Raw genomic sequence first — 21778 nt, forward strand, 5'->3', positions numbered from 1 at the left:
CGGCCCGAGGATCGGGTGCCATGACGCAGGGACACGGCAGCACGGTCGACGGGGTGCTGCGCCGCAGCGCCCGGCGCACACCCGCCCGGATCGCGGTGGAGTACCGCGAGCGCCGCTGGACCTACGCGGAACTCGACGCCGCCGTCTCCCGCGCCGCCGGCCTGCTGCGCGCCCGGGGCCTGGCCCCCGGCGACCGGGTCGGCGCCTACGGCCACAACTCCGACGCCTATGTCATCGCCTTCCTCGCCTGCGCCCGCGCCGGACTGGTCCATGTGCCGGTCAACCACCATCTGACCGGCGACGACCTCGCCTACATCGTCCGTCAGTCGGGCAGTTCCCTGGTGCTCGCCGACCCGGCCCTGGCCGGACGGCTCCCGGACGGCGTCCCCGCGCTGCCGCTGCGCGACACCGACGACTCGCTCCTCGCCTCGCTCGCGACGGCACCCCCGTACGACGGCCCCGAACCGCGCGCCGAGGACCTGGTGCAACTGCTGTACACCTCCGGCACCACCGCCCTGCCCAAGGGCGCGATGATGACCCACCGGGCCCTGGTCCACGCCTACCTGAGCGCGATCACCGCCCTCGACCTGAGCGCCGGCGACCGGCCCGTGCACGCCCTGCCGCTCTACCACTCGGCCCAGCTGCATGTCTTCCTGCTGCCCTACCTCGCGGTCGGCGCGAGCGGCATCGTCCTCGACGAGCCCGACGGCGACACCCTCTTCGACCTGATCGAGGCGGGCCGCGTGGACAGCCTGTTCGCGCCGCCCACCGTGTGGATCGCGCTGGCGAACCGGCCCGACTTCGCGACCCGGGACCTCGGCGGTCTGCGCAAGGCGTACTACGGGGCGTCGATCATGCCCGTGCCGGTCCTGGAGCGGCTGCGCGAACGGCTGCCGGACCTCGCCTTCTACAACTGCTTCGGGCAGAGCGAGATCGGCCCCCTCGCCACCGTGCTCGGCCCGGACGAACACAAGGGCAGGCTCGACTCCTGCGGCCGCAGCGTGCTGTTCGTGGACGCGCGCGTCGTGGACGAGGACGGCGCGGACGTGCCCGACGGCACGCCCGGCGAGATCGTCTACCGCTCGCCGCAGTTGTGCGAGGGCTACTGGGACAAGCCCGAGGAGACCGCCGCGGCCTTCCGCGACGGCTGGTTCCACTCCGGCGACCTCGCGGTGCGGGACGCCGACGGATACCTCACGATCGTCGACCGGCTGAAGGACGTCATCGACTCCGGTGGTGTGCTGATCGCTTCGCGGCAGGTCGAGGACGCCCTGTACACCCACGAGGCGGTCGCCGAGGCCGCCGTGATCGGGCTGCCCGACGAGCGCTGGGTCGAGGCCGTCACGGCGGTGGTCGTGCCGCGCGGCGAGGTCACCGAGGCCGAACTGATCGCCCACGTCCGCACCAGGCTCACCCCCTTCAAGGCGCCGAAGCGGGTGCTGTTCGTGACCCGACTGCCGCGCAACGCCAGCGGCAAGATCCTCAAGCGGGAGCTGCGGGAGCGGTTCGGCGACGGGCAGCCGGGCTAGGTCCTGTCGTCACACTCGCGTTGTTCGCCCGCAGGGCGGGCCCTGCGGCGTCGTGGGGTCGTCCCCCTGGTCGAGCGGGGCCGAGCGCCTGGGGGATCGTGCATGGCGGCGCGGGGCCGGGGGCACCTCCCGAGCCGGCGGCTGAAGGAGGGAGTCCGACGACGGGCCCCGGGCCGGGCGCGGTCCGCCATCGCCCGGCAGCGCCCCGCAGGGGCGTGGGGAGCGGCGTGGCCGGCCACGGTGCCGCCGCGGGCGCCCGACGGCGCGGCACGGCCGGGCCGGCGCAGCGGTCAGCGCGGGCGCAGGTCCACGATCCGGCGGATCTTGCCCACCGACCGCTCCAGCGATTCCGGTTCGACGATCTCCACGGCGACCGACACGCCGATGCCGTCCTTGACGGCCGCCGCGATGACCCGGGCCGCCTCACGGCGCGCCTCGGGCGTCGCGCCGGGCCGCGCCTCGGCCCGCACGGTGAGGGCGTCGAGGCGGCCCTCGCGGGTGAGGCGGAGCTGGAAGTGCGGGGCGACGCCCGGGGTGCGCAGCACGATCTCCTCAACCTGCGTCGGGAACAGATTGACCCCGCGCAGGATCACCATGTCGTCGCTGCGGCCGGTGATCTTCTGCATCCGCCGGAACACCCGGGCGGTGCCCGGCAGCAGCCGGGTCAGATCACGGGTCCGGTACCGGATCACCGGCATGGCCTCCTTGGTGAGCGAGGTGAAGACCAGCTCGCCCTCCGCGCCCTCGGGCAGCACCTCCCCGGTGAGGGGGTCGACGACCTCGGGATAGAAGTGGTCCTCCCAGATGTGCAGGCCGTCCTTGGTCTCCACGCACTCCTGGGCGACGCCCGGTCCGATCACCTCGGACAGCCCGTAGATGTCGACGGCGTCGATCCCGAAGCGCTCCTCGATCTCCCCGCGCATCCGCTCCGTCCACGGCTCGGCACCGAAGATGCCGACCCGGAGCGACGTGCCGCGCGGGTCCACACCCTGCCGTTCGAACTCGTCGAGCAGGGTGAGCATGTACGAGGGCGTGACCATGATGATCCGCGGCTCCAGGTCCCGGATCAGCTGGACCTGCCGTGCGGTCATCCCGCCGGAGGCGGGGACGACCGTGCACCCCAGCCGCTCCGCGCCGTAGTGGGCGCCGAGACCGCCGGTGAACAGACCGTAGCCGTACGCCACATGGATCGTGTCCCCGGGCCGGCCGCCGGCCGCACGGATGGCACGGGCCACCATGTCGGCCCACAGGGAAAGATCGTTGTCGGTATAGCCGACCACCGTGGGGCGTCCGGTGGTGCCGCTCGACGCATGGATCCGGCGGATCCGGTCGCGCGGCACGGCGAACATCCCGTACGGGTAGTTCTCGCGCAGGTCCGCCTTGGTGGTGAGGGGGAAGCGGGCCAGGTCGGCCAGGGACCGGCAGTCCTCCGGGCGGACGCCGGCCTTGTCGAAGGCCCGGCGGTAGAAGGGCACGTTGTCGTAGGCGCGCCGCAGTGTGGTCCGCAGCCGCTCCAGCTGAAGCGCCCGCAGGGCCGTCGCGTCGAGCCGTTCCCCCGCGTCGAACAGCTCCCTCGCCTCCGTCATGGGGACCTCCCGCTCACCGATCACACCGATCCGGACGACCGATCATTCGGTTGCCGAGTCCGAGATCAGTAAGTCAGCCCACCCCGACCCCCGACAAGAGGTCTGCCGGCGTTTTCTCACGCCCTCGGACGCGACCGGACGGTCGGCGATGTGGAGGTGTTGCGGGACCACATGGGGCCCGCACCCATGGCTCTGGGTGCGCGCGCGGTGGGCGGGAGACTGCCGGGCTGTGCGCGGCCCGGTGTCCGCACCGGGTGTGGCGGCTCGCGCCGGGCACCGCCTACCCGTCGGCCTGTGGGCCGCCGCCGACAGGCGGTCCTCGGCGGCCCGGCCGCCCGCGGCCGGGCCGTGGTGCTGCGCCGCCGGCGGCTGTCGCGCTCCGGGCGTTCGCGTGCCGGTTCACCGGTCTGCGCCGCCGGCGGCTGTCGCGGCGGTGTGGGCCTCGGTGTCGGCTACTGGTTCGCGGTCGTGGCCACCTGCCGGGCCCAGCGGTAGTCCGCCTTGCCGCTCGGGGACCGCTGGATGGCCTCCGTGAGCACGAGCTGGCGGGGGATCTTGTAGCCGGCCAGCTGGGCACGGCAGTGCCGCTGCACATCCGCCAGGGACAACGCGTCGGCGCCCTCCCGCAGCTGCACCACCGCCGCCACATGGTTGCCCCAGGTGGCGTCCGGCACCCCGGCCACGAGCACGTCGTACACGTCGGGATGCGACTTGAGCGCCTGCTCGACCTCCTCCGGGTAGACCTTCTCGCCGCCCGTGTTGATGCACTGCGAGCCGCGGCCGAGCACGGTGACGACGCCGTCCTCGTCCACGGTCGCCATGTCGCCCAGCAGCACCCAGCGCACACCGTCCCTCTCGAAGAAGGTCTCGGCGGTTTTCACCGGGTCGTTGTAGTAGCCGAGCGGTACGTGTCCGCACTGCGCCACCCGCCCCACGGCACCGGCAGCCACCGGCTCATGCGTCGCCGGATCCACCACCCGGGTACGGGAGTTGACCTGGATGCGAAACCCGCGCCGCTGACCCGAGTCCTCGGTCGCCGTGCCGTTGAACCCGGACTCGGAGGACCCGAAGTTGTTCAACAGCACGGCGTTCGGGACGAGTTCGCAGAACTGCCGGCGCACCGTCTCCGACATGATCGCCCCCGACGAGGAGACGCTGAACACCGAGGAGCAGTCCGTGCCCTTCATGGGGCCCCGCAACGCGTCGATCAACGGCCGCAGCATCGCGTCCCCGACCAGCGACACGCTGGTGACCTTCTCCCGCTCGATGGTCCGCAGCACCTCCTCGGGCACGAACTTGCGGTGGATCACCACCCGCTGCCCGAAGTTGAAGCCGATGAACGCCGTGAGGGTGGAGGTGCCGTGCATCAGCGGGGGAGTGGGGAAGAAAGTGATCCCCGCACCGCCGGCCGCGACCCGCCGCGCCAGTTCCTCCGGTGCCCCCACCGGCTCCCCGGTCGGCGCGCCACCCCCAAGACCCGCGAAGAACAGGTCCTCCTGACGCCACATCACACCTTTGGGCATCCCCGTCGTGCCGCCCGTGTAGATGATGAACTGGTCGTCGCCCGAGCGCGCCGTAAAGCCGCGCTCCGGGGAACCGGCGGCCTCCGCGTCCGCGAACGCGACGGCGGGCACGTCGGCGCTGCCCGGCGCCGGCTCGCCCACCCGCACCAGATGCCGCAGCCCCGCGGCCCGGGGCAGCGCCGCCGCCACCCGGCCCGTGAACTCCGAGTCGAAGACCAGCGCCACCAGGTCGGCGTCCCGGTAGAGATAGACCAACTCATCCTCGATGTAACGGTAGTTGACGTTGACCGGGACGATCCGGGCCTTCAGGCAGCCGAGCACCGTCTGGAGGTATTCGACGCCGTTGTAGAGGTGCAGGCCCAGATGCTCGCCCGGACGTATCCCGCTGTCGAGCAGATGGTGCCCGATGCGGTTCGCCGCCGCGTCCAGTTCCGCGTACGTCAGACGGCGCTCCGCGCCCGTGCCCGGATGGTCGACGTACACGAGCGCCTCGCGGTCGGCGACCGTGTCGACGACCGACTCGAACAGGTCGGCAAGGTTGTACTCCACGGTTCCTCCTGACCCGGGCGTACCTGGCATCCGACGGTTCGCCGGTCATCAGAGCAAAGGGCGCCGCAACTGTGAAGGCTTCGCGCGAAGAAATCTGACTGACTGTCAGAAAACCCTTGAAGTGCCCTCCCGCCTACTGCAACCTGTTCTCGTTCCGTCAGAGGGGAGATGGGTCATGGCTGGCACGGAACACCTCACCGTGCGGCGCGAAGGCGCCACGCTGGTGCTCACGCTCAACCGGCCCGAGGCGAAGAACGCGCTCTCGCTGCCGATGCTCGTCGGCCTGTACGACGGCTGGCTCCAGGCCGACGCCGACGACACCGTCCGCTCGATCGTGCTCACCGGGGCCGGCGGCGCCTTCTGCGCCGGAATGGACCTCAAGGCCCTGGCCGGCCGGGGCATGGCGGGGGAGCACTACCGGGACCGGCTCAAGGCCGACCCCGATCTGCACTGGAAGGCGATGCTGCGCCATCACCGGCCGCGCAAACCGGTGATCGCCGCCGTCGAGGGACACTGCGTCGCCGGCGGCACGGAGATCCTCCAGGGCACCGACATCCGGGTGGCAGGCGAGTCCGCGACCTTCGGACTGTTCGAGGTCAGGCGCGCCCTGTTCCCCATCGGCGGCTCCACCGTGCGGCTGCAACGCCAGATCCCGCGCACCCACGCCCTGGAGATGCTGCTCACCGGACGGCCCTACAGCGCCCGCGAGGCCGCCGGCATCGGGCTCGTCGGACATGTCGTCCCCGACGGCACCGCGCTCGCCCGCGCCCTGGAGATCGCCGAACGCATCAACGCCTGCGGACCGCTCGCCGTCGAGGCCGTCAAGGCGTCCGTGTACGAGACCGCCGAGATGACCGAGACCGACGGACTCGCCGCCGAACTCGAACGCGGCCGGCCGCTCTTCGAGACCGCCGACGCCAAGGAGGGCGCCCGCGCCTTCGCCGAGAAACGGCCCCCCGTCTACAAGCGCGCCTGACCTTGTGCCGGCCCGCCCGACCCGCGAAGGAGACAGCCGCCGATGCCCGACGTCCTCAAGGCTCCCCTCGTCCTGGAGTTCCCCTTCACCCGCTCCCTCGGCCCCGTCCAGAGCGCCTTCCTGACCGGCCTGCGCGACCGCGTCGTGCTCGGGGTGCGCACCGACGACGGCCGTGTCCTCGTCCCGCCCGTCGAGTACGACCCCGTGACCGCCGAGGAGATCCGCGACCTCGTCGAGGTCGCCCCCACCGGCACGGTCACCACCTGGGCCTACAACCACCGGCCCCGGCCCGGCCAGCCCCTTCGTACCCCCTTCGCCTGGGCCCTGGTCCGCCTCGACGGCGCCGACACCGCCCTGCTGCACGCCCTGGACGTGCCCGGCCCCGATGCCGTGCACACCGGCCTGCGGGTCCGCATCCGCTGGGCGGACGAACGCACCGGCGCCATCACGGACATCGCCTGCTTCGAACCGTACGACGGCCCCGCCGCCGAAGCAGCCGGGCACAGCGGCGCGTTCGCCGACCCCGTCACCGGCATCGTCGCGCCCGCCCGCCTCGACTACACCTACACGCCCGGCCGCGCCCAGTCCGCCCACCTCCGGGCGCTCGCCGAACGACGCACCGTCGGCGAACGCTGCCCGTCCTGCCACATGGTGTACGTGCCGCCCCGCGGCGCCTGCCCCACCTGCGGCGTGGCCACCGCCGAACAGGTCGAGGTGGGGCCCCGGGGCACGGTCACCACCTTCTGCATCGTCAACATCAAGGCCAAGAACCTCGACATCGACGTGCCCTATGTGTACGCGCACATCGCCCTCGACGGCGCCGGCCTCGCCCTGCACGGCCGCATCGGCGGCATCCCCTACGACCAGGTGCGCATGGGCCTGCGCGTCGAACCGGTGTGGACCGAGGGCGCCCGCCACCCCGACCACTACCGGCCGACCGGCGAACCCGACGCGGACTACGACACCTACAAGGAGCTGCTGTGACCCGCGCACACCTGCCGGACCCCGGCCGGATCGCCGTCGTCGCCTTCGCCCAGACCGACCACCGCGCCGCCGACGAGGAGAACTCCGAGGTGGAAATGCTCATGCCGGTACTGCACGAGGTGCTGGACCGCACCGGCCTGAAAACCGCCGACATCGGCTTCACCTGCTCCGGATCCAGCGACTACCTGGCCGGCCGCGCCTTCTCCTTCACCCTCGCCCTGGACGGCGTCGGCGCCTGGCCGCCGATCTCCGAGTCGCACGTCGAGACGGACGGCGCCTGGGCGCTGTACGAGGCATGGACCAAACTGCTCACCGGCGAGGCCGACACCGCCCTCGTCTACTCCTACGGGAAGTCCTCGCCCGGCTCCGTCCGGGACGTACTGACCCGCCAGCTCGACCCGTACTACCTCGCCCCGCTGTGGCCGGACGCCGTGGCCCTCGCCGCGCTCCAGGCACAGGCGCTCATCGACGCTGGCGAGACGGACGAGGAGGCGCTGGCCGCGATCGCCGCCCGCAACCGGGCCGCCGCCACCGCCAACCCGCACGCCAGGCTACGGGGTTCCGTGCCCCACGGCGACTACGTCGTACAGCCGCTGCGCACCGGCGACTGCCCGCCCGTCACGGACGGCGCCGCCGCCGTGATCCTCGCCGCGGGCGAGGCGGCCCGCCGGCTGTGCCCGCGGCCCGCCTGGATCCGGGGCATCGACCACCGCGTCGAGGCCCACGCGCTCGGCCTGCGCGACCTGACCGACTCGCCGTCCGCCCGGCTCGCCGCCGAGCGCGCCGGAGCCTTCGAACGGCCCGTCGACACCGCCGAGTTGCACGCACCGTTCAGCGCGCAGGAGGTCGTGCTGCGCAAGGCGCTGCGACTCGGCGACGACGTGTGCGTCAACCCGTCCGGCGGGGCGCTCGCCGCCAACTCCGTCATGGCCGCCGGGCTCATCCGCATCGGCGAAGCCGCCGACCGCATCGGGCGCGGGGCGTCCGACCGTGCGCTCGCCCACGCCACGTCCGGCCCCTGCCTGCAACAGAACCTGGTCGCCGTCCTCGAAGGGGATCCCCGATGAGCAAGGAGCCCGTGGCCGTCGTAGGGATCGGCCAGACCAAGCACGTGGCGGCCCGCCGGGACGTGTCCATCGCCGGACTGGTCCGCGAGGCGGCCCGCCGCGCCCTGGACGACGCCGAACTGACCTGGTCCGACATCGACGCCGTGGTCATCGGCAAGGCGCCGGACTTCTTCGAGGGCGTGATGATGCCCGAGCTGTACCTGGCCGACGCGCTCGGCGCCGTGGGCAAGCCGCTGCTGCGGGTGCACACCGCGGGCTCCGTCGGCGGCTCCACCGCCCTGGTCGCGGCCGGCCTCGTCGCCGCACGCGTGCACACCACCGTGCTCACCCTCGCCTTCGAGAAACAGTCCGAGTCCAACGCCATGTGGGGCCTGTCCCTGCCGATCCCCTTCCAGCAGCCGCTGCTGGCCGGCGCGGGCGGCTTCTTCGCCCCGCACGTACGCGCCTACATGCGGCGCACCGGCGCCCCCGACACCGTCGGCTCCCTGGTCGCCTACAAGGACCGGCGCAACGCGCTGAAGAACCCCTACGCGCATCTGCACGAACACGACATCACCCTGGAGAAGGTCCAGGCGTCCCCGATGCTGTGGGACCCCATCCGCTACTCGGAGACCTGCCCCTCCTCCGACGGCGCCTGCGCGATGGTCCTCACCGACCGGGCCGGAGCGGCCCGCGCGCCCCGGCCGCCCGCCTGGATGCTCGGCGGCGCCATGCGCAGCGAACCCACCCTCTTCGCCGGCAAGGACTTCGTCTCCCCGCGGGCCGGCAAGGACTGCGCCGCCGACGTCTACCGGCAGGCCGGCATCGCCGACCCGCGCCGGGACATCGACGCCGTCGAGATGTACGTGCCGTTCTCCTGGTACGAGCCCATGTGGCTGGAGAACCTGGGCTTCGCCGAGGAGGGCGAGGGCTGGAAGCTCACCGAGTCCGGCGTGACCGGACTCGACGGCGATCTGCCCGTCAACATGTCGGGCGGTGTGCTGTCCACCAACCCGATCGGCGCCTCCGGCATGATCCGCTTCGCCGAGGCCGCGCTCCAGGTACGCGGACAGGCCGGCGAACACCAGGTGGAGCGGGCCAGGAGAGTGCTCGGACACGCCTACGGCGGCGGCTCGCAGTTCTTCTCCATGTGGCTCGTGGGGTCGCGGCCCCCCGACTCCTGAAAGGTCCCCCGGACGTGGCCTGTTGGCGGTCGGAACCGGTCGCTAGGCTGGCCGCGGACGACGAACCGGGAGGAGCACGGACGTGGCCGAGAGCACCATCCAGCAGCAGCCGCGCATGGGCTGGGACAAGCCGGAACTGGACCTCAGCAAGGCGCAGTGGCAGTCCAGCAGCCGAGGTCTCGGCGATGTCCAGATCGCCTTCGTCGAGGGGTTCATCGCGATGCGCAACAGCGGCCGCCCCGGGAGCCCTTCCCTGATCTTCACGCCCGCCGAGTGGGGGGCCTTCGTGTCCGGCGCGCGGGAAGGCGAGTTCGACCTGACCTGAGCCGCGCGGCGGCGAGCCGATCCGGGGGTGTTCCGCGCCGATTCGCGGACACGCGACCGACAGGACCCTTCCGGGACCGGGGCCTGAGCGAGGCTGACCCCGGAAGGCAAGGTCGCATCCCGGAGGTGAGGACGACGAACACCCAGCCGGTCATCGCCGCGGTCGACGGCTCGCAGGACAGCCTGCGCGCCCTGGACTGGGCCCTCGACGCCGCCCGGCGGCGCGCGGCACCCCTGCGCGTGGTGCACGTGCGGCAGTACGCGCCGTGGGGCCGGCCCGAGGCCCCGGCCGCGGGCCCGCCCGAACCGGACGACGACCGGGTCCTCGACGAGGTGCGCACCCGGCTGCGCGGGCCCGCGGCGGCACAGCCCGTCGAGTACGCCACCCTGCGGGGCGCGCCCGCCGCGGTGCTGCCCGCGCAGGGCGCCGAGGCACAACTGCTGGTGCTCGGCTCCCGGGGCCGGGGCGGCTTCGCCAGCCTGCTGCTCGGCTCCAACGGCATGGCCGCCGCACGCGACGCGGCGTGCCCGGTCGTCGTCGTGCCCCGGCCCGGCCGCGGCCGGGACACCTCCCAGGCCGCCGCGGCAGCGGGAGACCTCGGTGAGCCGCCGGCCGGGCCGGGGTCCCGGGTGGTCGTCGGCGTGGACGTCGACAACCCCGACGACGTCACGCTCGCGTTCGCCTTCACCGAGGCCGGTCTGCGCGGTGCGCTCCTCCAGGTGATCGCCGCCTACCGGTGGCCCGCACAACCGCTGATGGCGCCCGGCGAACTCGTGCCGCCCGTCATCGACCAGAACGCCGTGGAGAACGAGACCCGGGCCCTCGCCGAGGGATTCCTCGCCCCGCACCGCGCCCGGCACCCGGACGTCCGCGCCGAGGCCCAGGCACTGCCCGGAGACGCCGCGGGCAACCTCGTCACGGCGTCCGGAGGTGCTGGGCTGGTGGTTGTGGGGCGGCATCGGCGGCGGTTGCTGGCGCCGGCTCGGATGATGGGTTCGGTGACGCATGCGGTGCTGTTGCACGCGGCCTGCCCGATCGCGGTCGTGGCACCGACCCAACAGGAGAACACACCCCCACCGGAGGAGTGACCCCCCGCCCGGTCGGGCGCCGCCTTGCCGTGGCTCGGGAGGCGCTGGGCCGCGGTCATGTGCACCGTCTCCGCAGGAGAACGCGCCCCCACCGCAGGAGTGACCCGGGCCCGCGTCCCGTCCGCCCGGTCGGGCGTCGGCCGGGCCGGTTCGCTGAGGGCTCGGCTCCCCTGAGGGGACGCCGCCCGGGCGCCGTCGACCGGGGCCGGGCACGTACCATGGCGGCATGTCGTTCCTCCGCCGCCGCAGCGCCACTCCCGCCGGGCCCGACTTCGACGTGCTGGCCATGGACCCGGGCGACTGGCCCGGCAATCTGGGCGCGGGCCTGCTGCCCGCCCCCGACGGCACCTGCCAGGGCGTCTTCCTGCGCTACGACCTGTTCGGCGGCCGCGGCCCCGCCATGATCATCGGCAATCTCCCGGAGGGCTCACCGGCCCGCGACACCGCCGACGGGGAGATCCCCTTCGAGGTCGCCCAGCTGCTGCTGGCGCTGGAGAACGACGAGGAGGTCACCGTCACCGGCAGCGAGGACATGCCGGTGCTCCAGGGCGACAACCTGCTGATCGTGCGCCGGCTGAAGCTGTCCGAGACCCGCATCTCGTGCGTCCAGTTCGACCGCAGCGACGGCGTCCTGGTCACCATCGCCGCCTGGGACCGCCCCATCACCGACGACCTGTACGCCCTGCTGAAGCCGCTCCCGGCGGAGCTTTTCCAGCAGGGCTGAGCAGGGCTGACGAGCGGCCCCGGCCCGCGGAGCCGCTATCCGGCCGACGACCGCACCTCCACGTCGGCGGCCCGCACATACGCCACCCGGTGGCCGTACTGGATCTGGTAGTACATGTCCTTGCCGGCCACGACCCGGTGCGAGTCGGCGGTGAACGTGACCGCGTAGTAGTACTCGCCGGGCAGTTCGTCACCGACGACGTACCTCTGGCCCGCCGGGATCGTGTACGGCAACGGGGACACCGCCTGCGCGGGCACCTCCGCCGGATAGGCGTCCTTCTCCGGGTACGCCCTGCCGTACACCGGAACGCTCGCGAGCCCCGCCCTCGGCGTGATCACACGTCCGCCGGCGGCCACGGCCGTAGGCTGCCCGGCCGGGTTCCTGAACCACGCCTTCTGACCCAGGTACCAGATCGCCGTCCACTCGCCCCAGCGGCCGGCCACCGCGTACTGCTGCCCGGTCGAGACCCGCGAGGACAGGTCGTTCACATCGGTGGTCGGCGCCGTACCGAGCCCGATGTCCCTGATCAGCGGGGAGTTCTCGGTGTGGTCGGAGTACAGCCGCACCTCGCTGGACCCGTGCGCCGCGCAGGGCGTGCCCGCGGTGGCGCAGCCCGTGTACACGGGCCGGTTGCGCGCGTAGTCGGGCAGGATCGTGACGAGACCGCCCTTGGAGCCGGCCGTGCGCTTGAACGGCCGGTCCAGCAGCTCGAAGTAGTGCCGCCAGTCCCAGTACGGACCCGGGTCCGTGTGCATGCCCGGCACGGTGGAGGCGGTGGGACCGGGCACGTTGTCATGGCCGAGGATGTGCTGCCGGTCCAGCGGGATGCCGTACCGCGCGGCGAGGTACCCCACCAGCCGGGCCGAGGACCGGTACATCGCCTCCGTGTACCAGGCGTCCGGCGAGGCGAGGAACCCCTCGTGCTCGATGCCGATCGACTTGGCGTTGACGTACCAGTTGCCCGCGTGCCACGCCACGTCCTTGGCCTTGACGTGCTGGGCGATCAGCCCGTCCGTGGAGCGGATGGTGTAGTTCCACGACACATAGGTCGGGTCCTTGATCAGGTCGAGGACGCCGTCCCAGGCGCCCTCGGTGTCATGGATGACGATGTACTTGATGCTCTGCGAGGCCGGCCGGTCCCCCAGGTCGTGGTTGCCGTAGTCGTCGTCCCCGAACTCCTCGTACGGCGCCGGCACCCAGGTGCAGGACACCGACGCGGGGCACTCCGTGCCGTCCTCGGCGGCCGGGGCCAGACCGGCCCGCTCCAGCTGCCCGGTGTCCGCGGCCAGGCCCGGCCGCGCGGTCAGCGAGACCGTCTGCCCGTCGTCCGTGGTGCGCCGCGCGCCGGCGCGCAGCACGTCGTACACGTCGTTCGCGTACGCCGCGGCGGTCGCGGTGTCGTCGGCGCCGGAGAACCGGGCCACCGCACCGTACCAGTCGGCCGGGTCCGGGCTGAGGGGCCGGTGCAGCTCCTGCTGGGCGGCGGCGAGCAGCGCGGCGCCGCCGGCCACGTTGGCGGCCGGGTCGCCGCGCAGCTCGGCCGCCGGGAGCCCGGTCAGCCGGGCCGCACGCGGCAGCGTTTCGAGACGGGCCGGAAGCGCGGACGCGTCGGGCAGGCCCGCCTCCGGGTGCCGGGCGGGGCGGGCGCTGTCGCCGCGGGCGTCCTCGGTGCCCTCGCTGTGGTGGCTCACGGCGGTGAGCGCGGTGCGCGCGTCGGTGAGGTGCATCGGGCCGTAGCCGCCGGTCACGCTCGGCGCCCCGGCGTGCGTGTCCCAGCGGGACTGGAGGTAGGAGACGGCCAGCAGGACGCTCTGCGGGACGTGGTACTCGGCGGCGGCCGAGGCGAAGGCGCGCTGGAGTCCGTCCGTGGCGGAGCCGGCCGGGGGCGGGGCGGCGCCGAGCAGCGGCAGCAGCAGCGCCGCTGCGGCGATGCCTCCGGCCGCCCTGCGCGTGCGTCTGCTGCCGGGCACGGACGTGGGGTCGGTGGTGGATCCTCGCAATGCGGCCTCCAAGGACGGTCGAGCGCGTGGGGCGTGCGGGGCTGAGCGTTGCTCAGTGGTACCGGCTTGCCGACGATCCGTCAATGATGCCCAGGAAGGCGCGAATTCCCACGTCAGACGGGGCGCGCGGGACTTTCGTGTCGGTGGTGCGCGGGCCTGCTGGGCGTCAGTGGCATACACCAATGACCCGGCCCCGCACGGCGGGAAGGCCCGCGCCGCCCGACGCACCTCGCGTCGCGTCGGCGGGCCCGCCACGGTACGTCCGGTGCCCGGGACGGCCCTCTGGCCCCGCGACGCACGGCATCGGACGCCGCGGGCCGAACCGACGCACACGGTCGGCTCGGCCCACGGCCTCCAGCCCACGGCCTTGCGGAACCGCACGCCGGGCGGCCCGAGTTCGCCCGCCGCGGCGGCCCCCGTCCGTCGATGCCGTCCGCGTACCCCTGCCGCGTCAGCGGGTGCCGACCGCCGCGCGCACGGCCCGGCGGGCCATCTGGCAGTCGTCGTGCAGTCTCCGCAGGAGCAGCCGCTGTTCCTCGCCGCACGGGGTGCCACCGGGCTGGGCCGGGCCCGCCGGCACCGGGGCCGCGTCGTTGATCGAGCGCTGCACGGCCGTCTCGTACGTACGGATCTCCCGGGTCAGCACGAGCATCAGGTTCACCAGGAACGCGTCCCGCGAGACGGGGCCCGCCGACTGGGCGATCTGGCTGATCTGCCGCCGGGCCGCCGGGGCGTCACCGAGCACCGACCAGAGCACGGCCAGGTCGTACCCCGGCAGGTACCAGCCCGCGTGCTCCCAGTCCACCAGCACGGGACCCGCGGGCGACAGCAGGATGTTGGAGAGCAGGGCGTCGCCGTGGCAGAACTGGCCCATGCCCTGCCGGCCCGCCGCCTGCGCGATGCCGTGCAGCAGCTTCTGCAGGTCGCCCAGGTCCCGGTCGGTGAGCAGCCCCAGCTCGTGGTCACGGGAGATACGGGCCGCGTAGTCGAGGGGCGCGTCGAACGTGCCCGCCGGGGGCCGCCAGGCGTTGAGCCGGCAGATCGCGCCGAGCGCCGCGCGGATGTCGGCCCGGGGCGGGGCCTGAGCGGGATGCCGTTGCAGCGCCGCCACCCGGCCCGGCATCCGCTCGATCACCAGGGTGCAGTTGTCCGGGTCCGCCGCGATCAGCCTGGGCACCCGGACCGGCGGCCGGTGCCGGACGAACGAGCGGTATGCCGCTATTTCATGGCGGGTGCGCTCCGCCCAGGCCGGCGAGTGGTCCAGCAGACACTTGGCGACGGCCGTGCTGCGCCCCGTCGTGCCGACGAGGAGCACGGACCGCCCACTGCGGCGCAGCACCTGCACCGGAGCGAACTCCGGGCAGATCCGGTGCACCGAGGCGATCGCCGTGCGCAACTGCGCGCCCTGGGGGCCGGACAGGTCGAGTCTCCCGCTGAGCGGTTGGCCGGCCGGGCCCGGGGCGCGCGGTGGCCGCCCCATGCCCGGTACGGCGGCCCCCGGATGCGCGGGAGCGAGGTAGGGGCCGCCGCCCGCCGGGCGGGGGCGCGGTGGCCGGGGCGGGGCGGACACGGAGGACGATGCTGCGTACATGGGCGATACAGATCCCTTCGTGTACCTGCGGTGTCTGCCTGGTGCGTGCGCCACCCGGCCCGGTCGCCCGGGCGCATCCTGGGGAATGCGCCCCTTCAGCCGAGCGGCCACCGGGTCGGGGTGGCGCGTTCCTACCCGACACCCGCTGCCCTGTGGCACACCATCTGGCGCACCCTGGCGAACCCTGGCGAATAGTCGCCCGGCAACCCCACGCGGGCTACTGTCAACTCAGCCGAGAACCTGGGGGCTTGACGTGAGCGGACAACCCAACACCCGGCTCGCGGACCTGTTCGGCCTGGCCGGCTGGTCCAAGGGCGAACTCGCGAGGCTGGTCAACCGGCAGGCGGCGGCCATGGGCCACCCCCAGCTGGCGACCGACACCTCCCGGGTGCGGCGGTGGATCGACACGGGGGAGATCCCGCGCGATCCGGTGCCGCGGGTGCTGGCTGCCCTGTTCACCGAGCGTCTCGGCCGTGTCGTGACCATCGAGGACCTCGGTCTGGTGCGGCACGGGCGTACGGGGAAACGGCCCGACGGCGGGAAGGCACAACATCCCGACGGTGTGCCGTGGGCGCCCGAACGGACTGCCGCGGTCCTCACCGAATTCACGGGAATGGACCTCATGCTCAACCGACGCGGCTTGGTGGGCGCGGGTGCAGCGCTCGCCGCGGGATCCGCACTCAGCAGTGCCATGCACGACTGGCTGCACACCGACCCCACACTCAGGGCCGACGCCCCTGCTTTCGACGACTCCCTGCACGCCGACCCCGCTGGGTTCGACCGTTACGAGGCCGCCCCCATCGGGTCGCAGGAGATCGAGGAACTGGAGCGTTCGGTCGAGGTGTTCCGGGCGTGGGACGCGGCCCGCGGCGGCGGGCTGCAACGCAAGGCGGTGGTGGGCCAGCTCAACGAGGTGGGCGGCATGCTCGCCTACCGCCACCCCGACCATCTCCAGCGGCGCCTGTGGGGCGTCGCCGCCAATCTCGCCGTCCTCGCGGGCTGGATGTCGCACGACGTCGGCCTGGAGCCCACGGCGCAGAAGTACTTCGTCATCGCCGCCCACGCGGCCCGGGAGGGCGGCGACCGGCCCCGCGCCGGGGAGGCGCTCTCCCGAGCGGCTCGCCAGATGGTGCATCTGGGCCGGCCCGACGACGCGCTCGATCTGATGAAGCTCGCCCGGTCCGGCTCGGGCCCCGAGGTGCTGCCGCGCACCCGGGCCATGCTCCACACCATCGAGGCATGGGCACAGGCGTCGATGGGCAAGGGGCAGGCGATGCGCCGCACCCTCGGCCAGGCGGAGGACCTCTTCGTCTCGGACCGAGGCGATGTGCCGTCGCCGAGCTGGATGCAGACGTTCAAGGAGGAGGATCTGTACGGCATGCAGGCCCTGGCCTACCGCACCCTGGCCGAGTTCGAGCCGGGCGCGGCCGTGCATGCCCAGCACTTCGCGGAGAAGGCCCTGGCCCTGCGGGTCGACGGCCGGCAGCGGTCGAAGATCTTCGATTTCCTGTCCATGGCGTCCGCGTGCTTCATCGCGGACGACCCCGAACAGGCGGATCGTTACGCCAGGTTGGCCCTGATGTCGATGGGGGCCAACTCCTCCCATCGCACGTGGGACCGGCTGCGCCAGATGTACCGCCTGACCGCCGAGTACGCCGACTATCCGAAGATCGATCAACTGCGGGAGGAGATCCGACTGGCCCTGCCGAAGCAGAAGAACAAAGGTGGCACCAGCGCGCAGGCCTGAGGATGTGACACCCGCGCGCGGCGGCGTTCCGGCCGGCTCTCGCCTAGGAAGACAGTTTGGCGATGAGCAGGCAGGCGTCGTCCTCGCGGTCGGCCACGCCCAACTCCTCCACGACCACCCGTACGCAGTCTTGTGCGGTGGGCGCCGCGGTGAGACGCGGGGCCAGGCCGAGAAGGCGGTCCACGGTGTCCGTTCCGCCGTGCCCACCGGTCAGACCGTCGGTCCGCAGCAGGAGCAGGTCGCCCGGTTCGAGGGTCGTGACGGCCTGTCCGTAGGCGGCCGTCGGTGTCGCGCCGAGCAGGACTCCCTCGGGCGCCTCCAGCAGGCATCCCGTCCCGTCGCGGTACAGCAGCGGGGCGGGGTGTCCTGCCTGCGCCCATTCCAGGGTGCGGTCGGCGGGCCGGTAGCGGCAGCAGACGGCGCTGCCCAGCGCGGGTTGCGCGGTGGCCTCCAGCAACTGGTTCAGCCAGCTCATCAGCGGGCCCGGCCGGGTGCCCGCCATCGCCATCCCGCGCACGGCGCCCATCAGCATCGCCTTTCCCGAGCCGACGGTGACGCCGTGTCCGGTGAGGTCGCCGACGCCCAGCACGGTGTCGCCGTCCGGCAGTCGGAGCGCGTCGTACCAGTCGCCGCCGGTGGGCGCGGTCGCCGCGGCGGGCAGCCGGCGGGCCGCGACGTCCAGGGAACCCGGCCCTCGGCGCGCGGGTCCCGGCAGGCCCTCCCACGGGGGCAGCACAGCCTCCTGCAACTCGGCCGCGAGCCGGTGCTCGGTCCGCGCCCGCTGACGGTGGCGCTGCAACGAGTCCCGGCTCTCGCGCACCGTCCGCTGGCTGCGGCGCAGTTCGCTGACATCGCGCACCACGGCCCACATCGAGGTGGTACCGCCGTCGGCGTCCAGCACGGGCTCGCCCATCATGTGCACGGTCCGCTCGGACCCGTCGGGCCGTACGACGCGGAACTCCCCGTCGATCGGCTTGGCGTCGACGAGGCAGTCGGTGACCATCGCCGTGAGCTTCGGCCGGTCCTCTTCGAGGACCAGGGACGGCAGCTCGTCCAGGGTGGGCGCGGGCGTGGACGGGGCGCGGCCGAGGATCCGGTACAGCTCCTCGGACCAACTGACCTCGTCCGTCAGCAGGTTCCACTCGGCGCTGCCGACCCGGCTGAGCAGCGAGCCGGTCGGCTCCTGGGCGGGCGCCGCCGGTTCGGCGGGGTGGGCCGCGGGCTCGGCGGGGGCGGGCGGCACCGGCGGCGGGCCGTCCCGCAACTGCGCCAAGTGCACGTCCAGGTCGTCGAGTTGGTGCAGCGCCAGGTCGCACAGCGCGCGCTGCCAGCGCTCATGCGGGTCCGTGCCGTCGCCGTGCGTGTCTCTGCGTACGGCGTCCACCTCGCCCTTCAGGCGCCGCGCCTGCGATATCAGCGCCTCGACCGAGCCGCGCCCCGGCGGCTGGGCGGCTGGGCGGTCCGCAGAGAGGTGGGACGGCATGACGCACTCCGATGCGGGGACGGTACGGCCGAGGAGGGCCGGGGGACCGGTTACGACTGTTGCACAGCCCGCGACGCCCTGTAAGGGATTTGGCAACACACGATACGGTGGTGCTTCTGGCATATGCCAGAGTCTTCATGTCGTGGTCGGCCGGTGTCATCGGCGTACCCGAAGGTGCGCGGCATGTCGTAGGCCGACTACGCGCGTTGACGGATCCTCGGGGGTGTCGGCGCGGCGTCCGGCCACGTGTTCGACCTGGGAGCCTTCCGTCGCGCTCATGCCTGTTTCGCACAGTGATGCACGTCACGTCGCATGCTGCCCCGCAACGTGTCATACGGCCGGGTCCGTCGGGCTCGTACCTACATGGACACCAGCATCCGGCAGCCCGCCCGCGCGCGACTGATCACGGCCGAGGACCGGGTGGTTCCCGTGTCCGCCACGCTGCGGTACACCGTGCAGGACCCGCTCGCGGTGTTCGTCGACTTCCCGCCTGAGGCGGCCCTCGACGGCGAAGGCGTCACCTGGACCTTCGCCCGTTCCCTGCTCGACGCGGGGCTGGCCGCGCCCGCCGGGGACGGGGACGTGCGGGTGCGGCCGTGCGGAGCCACGTGCACGCTGCTGGAGTTCCACTCGCCGCACGGCGTCGCCCTGCTCCGCTTCGGCACCGGCGCGCTGCGCCGCTTCTTGCGGCGCAGCTACGCCGTGGTGGCGGCGGGGGAGGAGGACGTCCTGACGGCCGTCGAACGCGGCCTCGGCACGCTGTTCGACGGCGTATGACGACACGTCGCCCCGCGACCGGTTGCCCGAGGTCTGCGGCGCGAGGTGACGGCCTGCCCCCGGCCGCGGGCGGGCGGGGGCGTGGGGTCAGTGAGGGGGGTTGGTGTACAGGCCGGGTCGTGGGGCGAGTTCGACGGTCGTGCGGCGGCCCGTCTCCAGCGCCCGGACCCCGGCCTCGGCGACGGCGGAGGCGGCGTAGCCGTCCCACGCGCTCGGGCCCGTGACCCGTCCCCGGCGGGTGGCGTCGACCCAGGCCAGCAGCTCACGGTCGTAGGCGTCGGCGAACCGCACGATGTAGTCCTGCGCCACGTCCTCGCGGGCGCCGCCCCGGGCGGTGACCACCATGGTGTGCTCCTCGCCGATCCGGGCGCTGCCCGCCTCGCAGACGGCCTCGCAGCGCACCTGATAGCCGAAGCCGCAGTTCACGAACACCTCCACGTCCACGAGGGCGCCCCGCTCGCTCTCGAAGACCACGAACTGAGGGTCGGCCAGACCCTGGGGGGCACCGGAGGAGGACGCGGGACGCAGCACGGTCACCGCGGTCAGCTCCTGTCCGAGCAGCCAGCGGGCCGCGTCGATCTCGTGCGACACGGAGCTGTCGATCAGCATGGCACTGGTGAAGCCGGGCGGCGAGGAGACGTTGCGGTGGGTGCAGTGCAGCATCAGCGGACGACCCAGACCGCCGCCGTCCAGCACGGACTTCAGGCGCTGGTACTCCGCGTCGTAGCGCCGCATGAACCCGATCTGCGCCAGCCGCCGGCCGAGCCCAGCCTCCGCCTCCACCACCCGCAGCGCCCCTGTGGAGTCGGGCACCATGGGCTTCTCGCACAGGACCGGCAGCCCGCGGTCGAAGGCGGCGAGCAGGGCCTCCTCGTGCGCGGGTCCGGGCGAGGCGATCAGGACCGCGTCCACGCCGGGCGCGTCCAGCGCGGCCACCGCCTCCGCGTGCACCGAGACGCCGTCCAGGCCCGCCACCGCCTCCGTCGCCCGCCCGGTGTCGGGATCGGCCACGGCGGCCACCCTGGCGCCGCTCACCACGTGAGCTAGACGACGTATATGGTCGGCCCCCATGTGTCCGGCACCCAGTACCGCGACGCCCAGCACCTCAGCCATGCCCGCCCTCTCTCCCGGCCGACGATCACGCCGTAGCGTACGTGCAGGGGAGCCCGCCGGCAGGGCCGCGGCGTGCCGTCAGTAGCGCAGCACCCCCGCGATGCCCCGCGCGTCGTCCAGCGTGCCGTCCGGCACGAAGCGCACATCGGCGCCGGTCTCCAGGCACTGCTCGACGATCTCGTCCACGACGTCCTCGCGGGCGTCGAGGTCGCCGCTCTCGGCGGGGATCAGATGGTCGCCGTCGTCGCGGACGGTCACCCGGTAGTTCTCCTCGACGGCGAGCAGCCGGACCCGGCCCTCGCGCGCGTTCTGCCAGACCTCGTCGACCCCGGCCGCGAATTCCTTGCGGCCCCGGGCCGCGTCCAGCTCCCGCGCCACGCGGTCGGCGGCCTTCGCGGCCTCGGCGTCGACCACCGGCCGGATCGCCTGCCACACGGCTTCGGGGGTGTTGTTCGCCAGCCCGCCGTGCGCGATGTGCACGGCCTCCCGCGCGACGCCGCCCACCTCGTCCAGCAGGGACAGCGCTGCCTGCTCGCCGGTGACGTACAGCGGCCTCGGGTGCTCGCGCAGCACCGCGGTCATCGCGATGTCGGCCTCCCGCAGGAAATGCCGGGTGTCCTCGTCGCGGAAGGTGCTCGGGAAGTCGCCGATCCGCTCCTGGCGTTCGGCGTCGAAGTTCTCCCGGTCGCGGGACAGCGGAAAACCGCAGGACCGGGCCTCTACGACCCGGTCGCCCGCGCCGTTCCACAGCGTGACGTGGTCGGCGGAGACGGACAGCACCCAGAACGGCCGCTCGGCCGCGCGCGCCGAGACGAGGTTGCGGGTCAGGAAGGTGTCCGAGAGCACCACCCGCTCCGGGACGCTGCGGGCCAGCGACCACACCTGGTGCTCGCCCGGCGCGGCGAAGATCACCAGGCCGTCCTCGGAGTGCGCCAGGTCGATCTCGGTGAGGGCCCGGTCGAGCTGGTCCACGACGTCGGCACGCCGTTCCCGGGTCACCGCCGGGTCCGACTCCAGCTGCTTCTTGGCCTCGGCCAGCACATTGCGCAGCCGGACCGGATCCTGGGTGTTGTCGGGTTCGCGACGGTGCGTCGGCGTCAGCACGGACACGGCCGGATACGGGCGCGGACGCCGCAGTTCGGCGAGGATCGCGGGGCTGAGTGCGTGCTCCATAAGAGCACGATAGGGCGGATTCCCGGTTCGGGCATTTGGGGTATTCATGGGCATGCCTGGTGTGCCCGTCGCGTCGTGTCCGGCCGGTCCGGCACGGCCGACGGACGCGGGTCGATCGGGAGGGGAACGCGAGCGGGAAGACGGTCGCGGGCCCTGCGTCAGCCGAAGCGTCGGACGCAGGGCGCGGCCGGGCCTCGACGGCCGGGGCCTGGTCGTCCCCCTCGGTGAACCGGAGCGGCTGCCGGCCCGGCGCGCGCGGGCGGGCGGTCCGGTATCTGTCGGCGGCGGTGTACGACGCGAGGGTCGAACCCGACCGGCGGCGCGCGCGGCGCGGCCTGCCCGCTTCCGCCGATGGCCCGGCCGCTTCCGTACGGGCGAGT

At 73.2% G+C, this 21778-nt stretch carries 17 protein-coding genes; 10 read left to right on the plus strand and 7 right to left on the minus strand.

Annotated features, from left to right (window positions below; genetic code table 11):
• The first annotated feature begins 20 nt into the window (after nt 1-20).
• A complete protein-coding gene (locus AC27LF_RS09585; protein WP_479664036.1) occupies nt 21-1529 on the plus strand; it encodes an acyl-CoA synthetase in 1509 nt (502 codons plus the stop codon).
• Between the two features lie 290 nt (nt 1530-1819).
• Here the strand turns inward: AC27LF_RS09585 and paaK are convergent, their stop codons facing one another.
• The gene (gene paaK, locus AC27LF_RS09590; protein ID WP_479664035.1) at nt 1820-3115 is read right to left on the minus strand and encodes a phenylacetate--CoA ligase PaaK; all 1296 of its coding nucleotides are present in this window, start codon (nt 3113-3115) and stop codon (nt 1820-1822) included.
• Between the two features lie 452 nt (nt 3116-3567).
• Nucleotides 3568-5187: an acyl-CoA synthetase gene (locus tag AC27LF_RS09595; protein WP_479664034.1), complete on the minus strand. Its 1620-nt coding sequence runs from the start codon at nt 5185-5187 to the stop codon at nt 3568-3570.
• Nucleotides 5188-5362: 175 nt separating this feature from the next.
• Here AC27LF_RS09595 and AC27LF_RS09600 point away from each other — a divergent pair, with 175 nt between their 5' ends.
• The 7 genes from AC27LF_RS09600 (at nt 5363) to AC27LF_RS09630 (ending at nt 11514) form a co-directional block, all read left to right on the plus strand.
• A complete protein-coding gene (locus AC27LF_RS09600; protein ID WP_404026913.1) occupies nt 5363-6163 on the plus strand; it encodes a crotonase/enoyl-CoA hydratase family protein in 801 nt (266 codons plus the stop codon).
• 42 nt (nt 6164-6205) lie between these two features.
• Nucleotides 6206-7147, plus strand: coding sequence for a Zn-ribbon domain-containing OB-fold protein (locus tag AC27LF_RS09605; RefSeq protein ID WP_479664033.1), 942 nt, complete (start codon nt 6206-6208; stop codon nt 7145-7147).
• Entirely contained in the window at nt 7144-8214 is a 1071-nt protein-coding gene (locus tag AC27LF_RS09610; RefSeq protein WP_479664032.1) for a thiolase domain-containing protein, read from the plus strand. The genes AC27LF_RS09605 and AC27LF_RS09610 overlap by 4 nt, the downstream gene beginning before the upstream one ends.
• Nucleotides 8211-9377, plus strand: a complete 1167-nt coding sequence (locus AC27LF_RS09615; protein WP_479664031.1) for a thiolase domain-containing protein — start codon at nt 8211-8213, stop codon at nt 9375-9377. The genes AC27LF_RS09610 and AC27LF_RS09615 overlap by 4 nt, the downstream gene beginning before the upstream one ends.
• Nucleotides 9378-9459: 82 nt before the next feature.
• Nucleotides 9460-9702, plus strand: a complete 243-nt coding sequence (locus tag AC27LF_RS09620; RefSeq protein ID WP_404026919.1) for a DUF397 domain-containing protein — start codon at nt 9460-9462, stop codon at nt 9700-9702.
• 125 nt (nt 9703-9827) lie between these two features.
• The gene (locus AC27LF_RS09625) at nt 9828-10790 is read left to right on the plus strand and encodes a universal stress protein (RefSeq protein WP_479664030.1); all 963 of its coding nucleotides are present in this window, start codon (nt 9828-9830) and stop codon (nt 10788-10790) included.
• A 226-nt stretch (nt 10791-11016) separates the two neighbouring features.
• Nucleotides 11017-11514: a hypothetical protein gene (locus AC27LF_RS09630; protein WP_351740368.1), complete on the plus strand. Its 498-nt coding sequence runs from the start codon at nt 11017-11019 to the stop codon at nt 11512-11514.
• Between the two features lie 35 nt (nt 11515-11549).
• Here the strand turns inward: AC27LF_RS09630 and AC27LF_RS09635 are convergent, their stop codons facing one another.
• Complete coding sequence (locus AC27LF_RS09635) at nt 11550-13514, minus strand: N-acetylmuramoyl-L-alanine amidase (protein WP_479664029.1); 1965 nt, start codon at nt 13512-13514, stop codon at nt 11550-11552.
• Nucleotides 13515-13965: 451 nt separating this feature from the next.
• Nucleotides 13966-15105, minus strand: a complete 1140-nt coding sequence (locus AC27LF_RS09640) for an aminoglycoside phosphotransferase family protein (protein WP_479664028.1) — start codon at nt 15103-15105, stop codon at nt 13966-13968.
• A 253-nt stretch (nt 15106-15358) separates the two neighbouring features.
• Here AC27LF_RS09640 and AC27LF_RS09645 point away from each other — a divergent pair, with 253 nt between their 5' ends.
• Nucleotides 15359-16852, plus strand: coding sequence for a DNA-binding protein NsdB (locus AC27LF_RS09645; RefSeq protein ID WP_479664027.1), 1494 nt, complete (start codon nt 15359-15361; stop codon nt 16850-16852).
• A 43-nt stretch (nt 16853-16895) separates the two neighbouring features.
• Here the strand turns inward: AC27LF_RS09645 and AC27LF_RS09650 are convergent, their stop codons facing one another.
• Nucleotides 16896-18335, minus strand: coding sequence for a PP2C family protein-serine/threonine phosphatase (locus AC27LF_RS09650; protein WP_479664026.1), 1440 nt, complete (start codon nt 18333-18335; stop codon nt 16896-16898).
• 363 nt (nt 18336-18698) lie between these two features.
• Between AC27LF_RS09650 and AC27LF_RS09655 the strand changes: the two genes are divergently transcribed.
• Nucleotides 18699-19112 (plus strand): SsgA family sporulation/cell division regulator, encoded by a 414-nt coding sequence (locus AC27LF_RS09655; RefSeq protein WP_479664025.1) that lies wholly within the window; start codon nt 18699-18701, stop codon nt 19110-19112.
• An 87-nt stretch (nt 19113-19199) separates the two neighbouring features.
• On the opposite strand, the gene AC27LF_RS09660 is transcribed toward AC27LF_RS09655, so the two are convergent.
• Nucleotides 19200-20225 carry a Gfo/Idh/MocA family protein gene (locus AC27LF_RS09660; RefSeq protein ID WP_479664024.1) on the minus strand — a complete coding sequence of 342 codons (1026 nt, stop codon included), beginning with the start codon at nt 20223-20225 and terminating at the stop codon, nt 19200-19202.
• Between the two features lie 78 nt (nt 20226-20303).
• On the minus strand, nt 20304-21398 hold the full coding sequence (locus AC27LF_RS09665) for a baeRF3 domain-containing protein (RefSeq protein WP_479664023.1): 1095 nt from the start codon (nt 21396-21398) through the stop codon (nt 20304-20306).
• Nucleotides 21399-21778 lie beyond the last annotated feature (380 nt).

Source organism: Streptomyces diversicolor, from assembly GCF_057537855.1.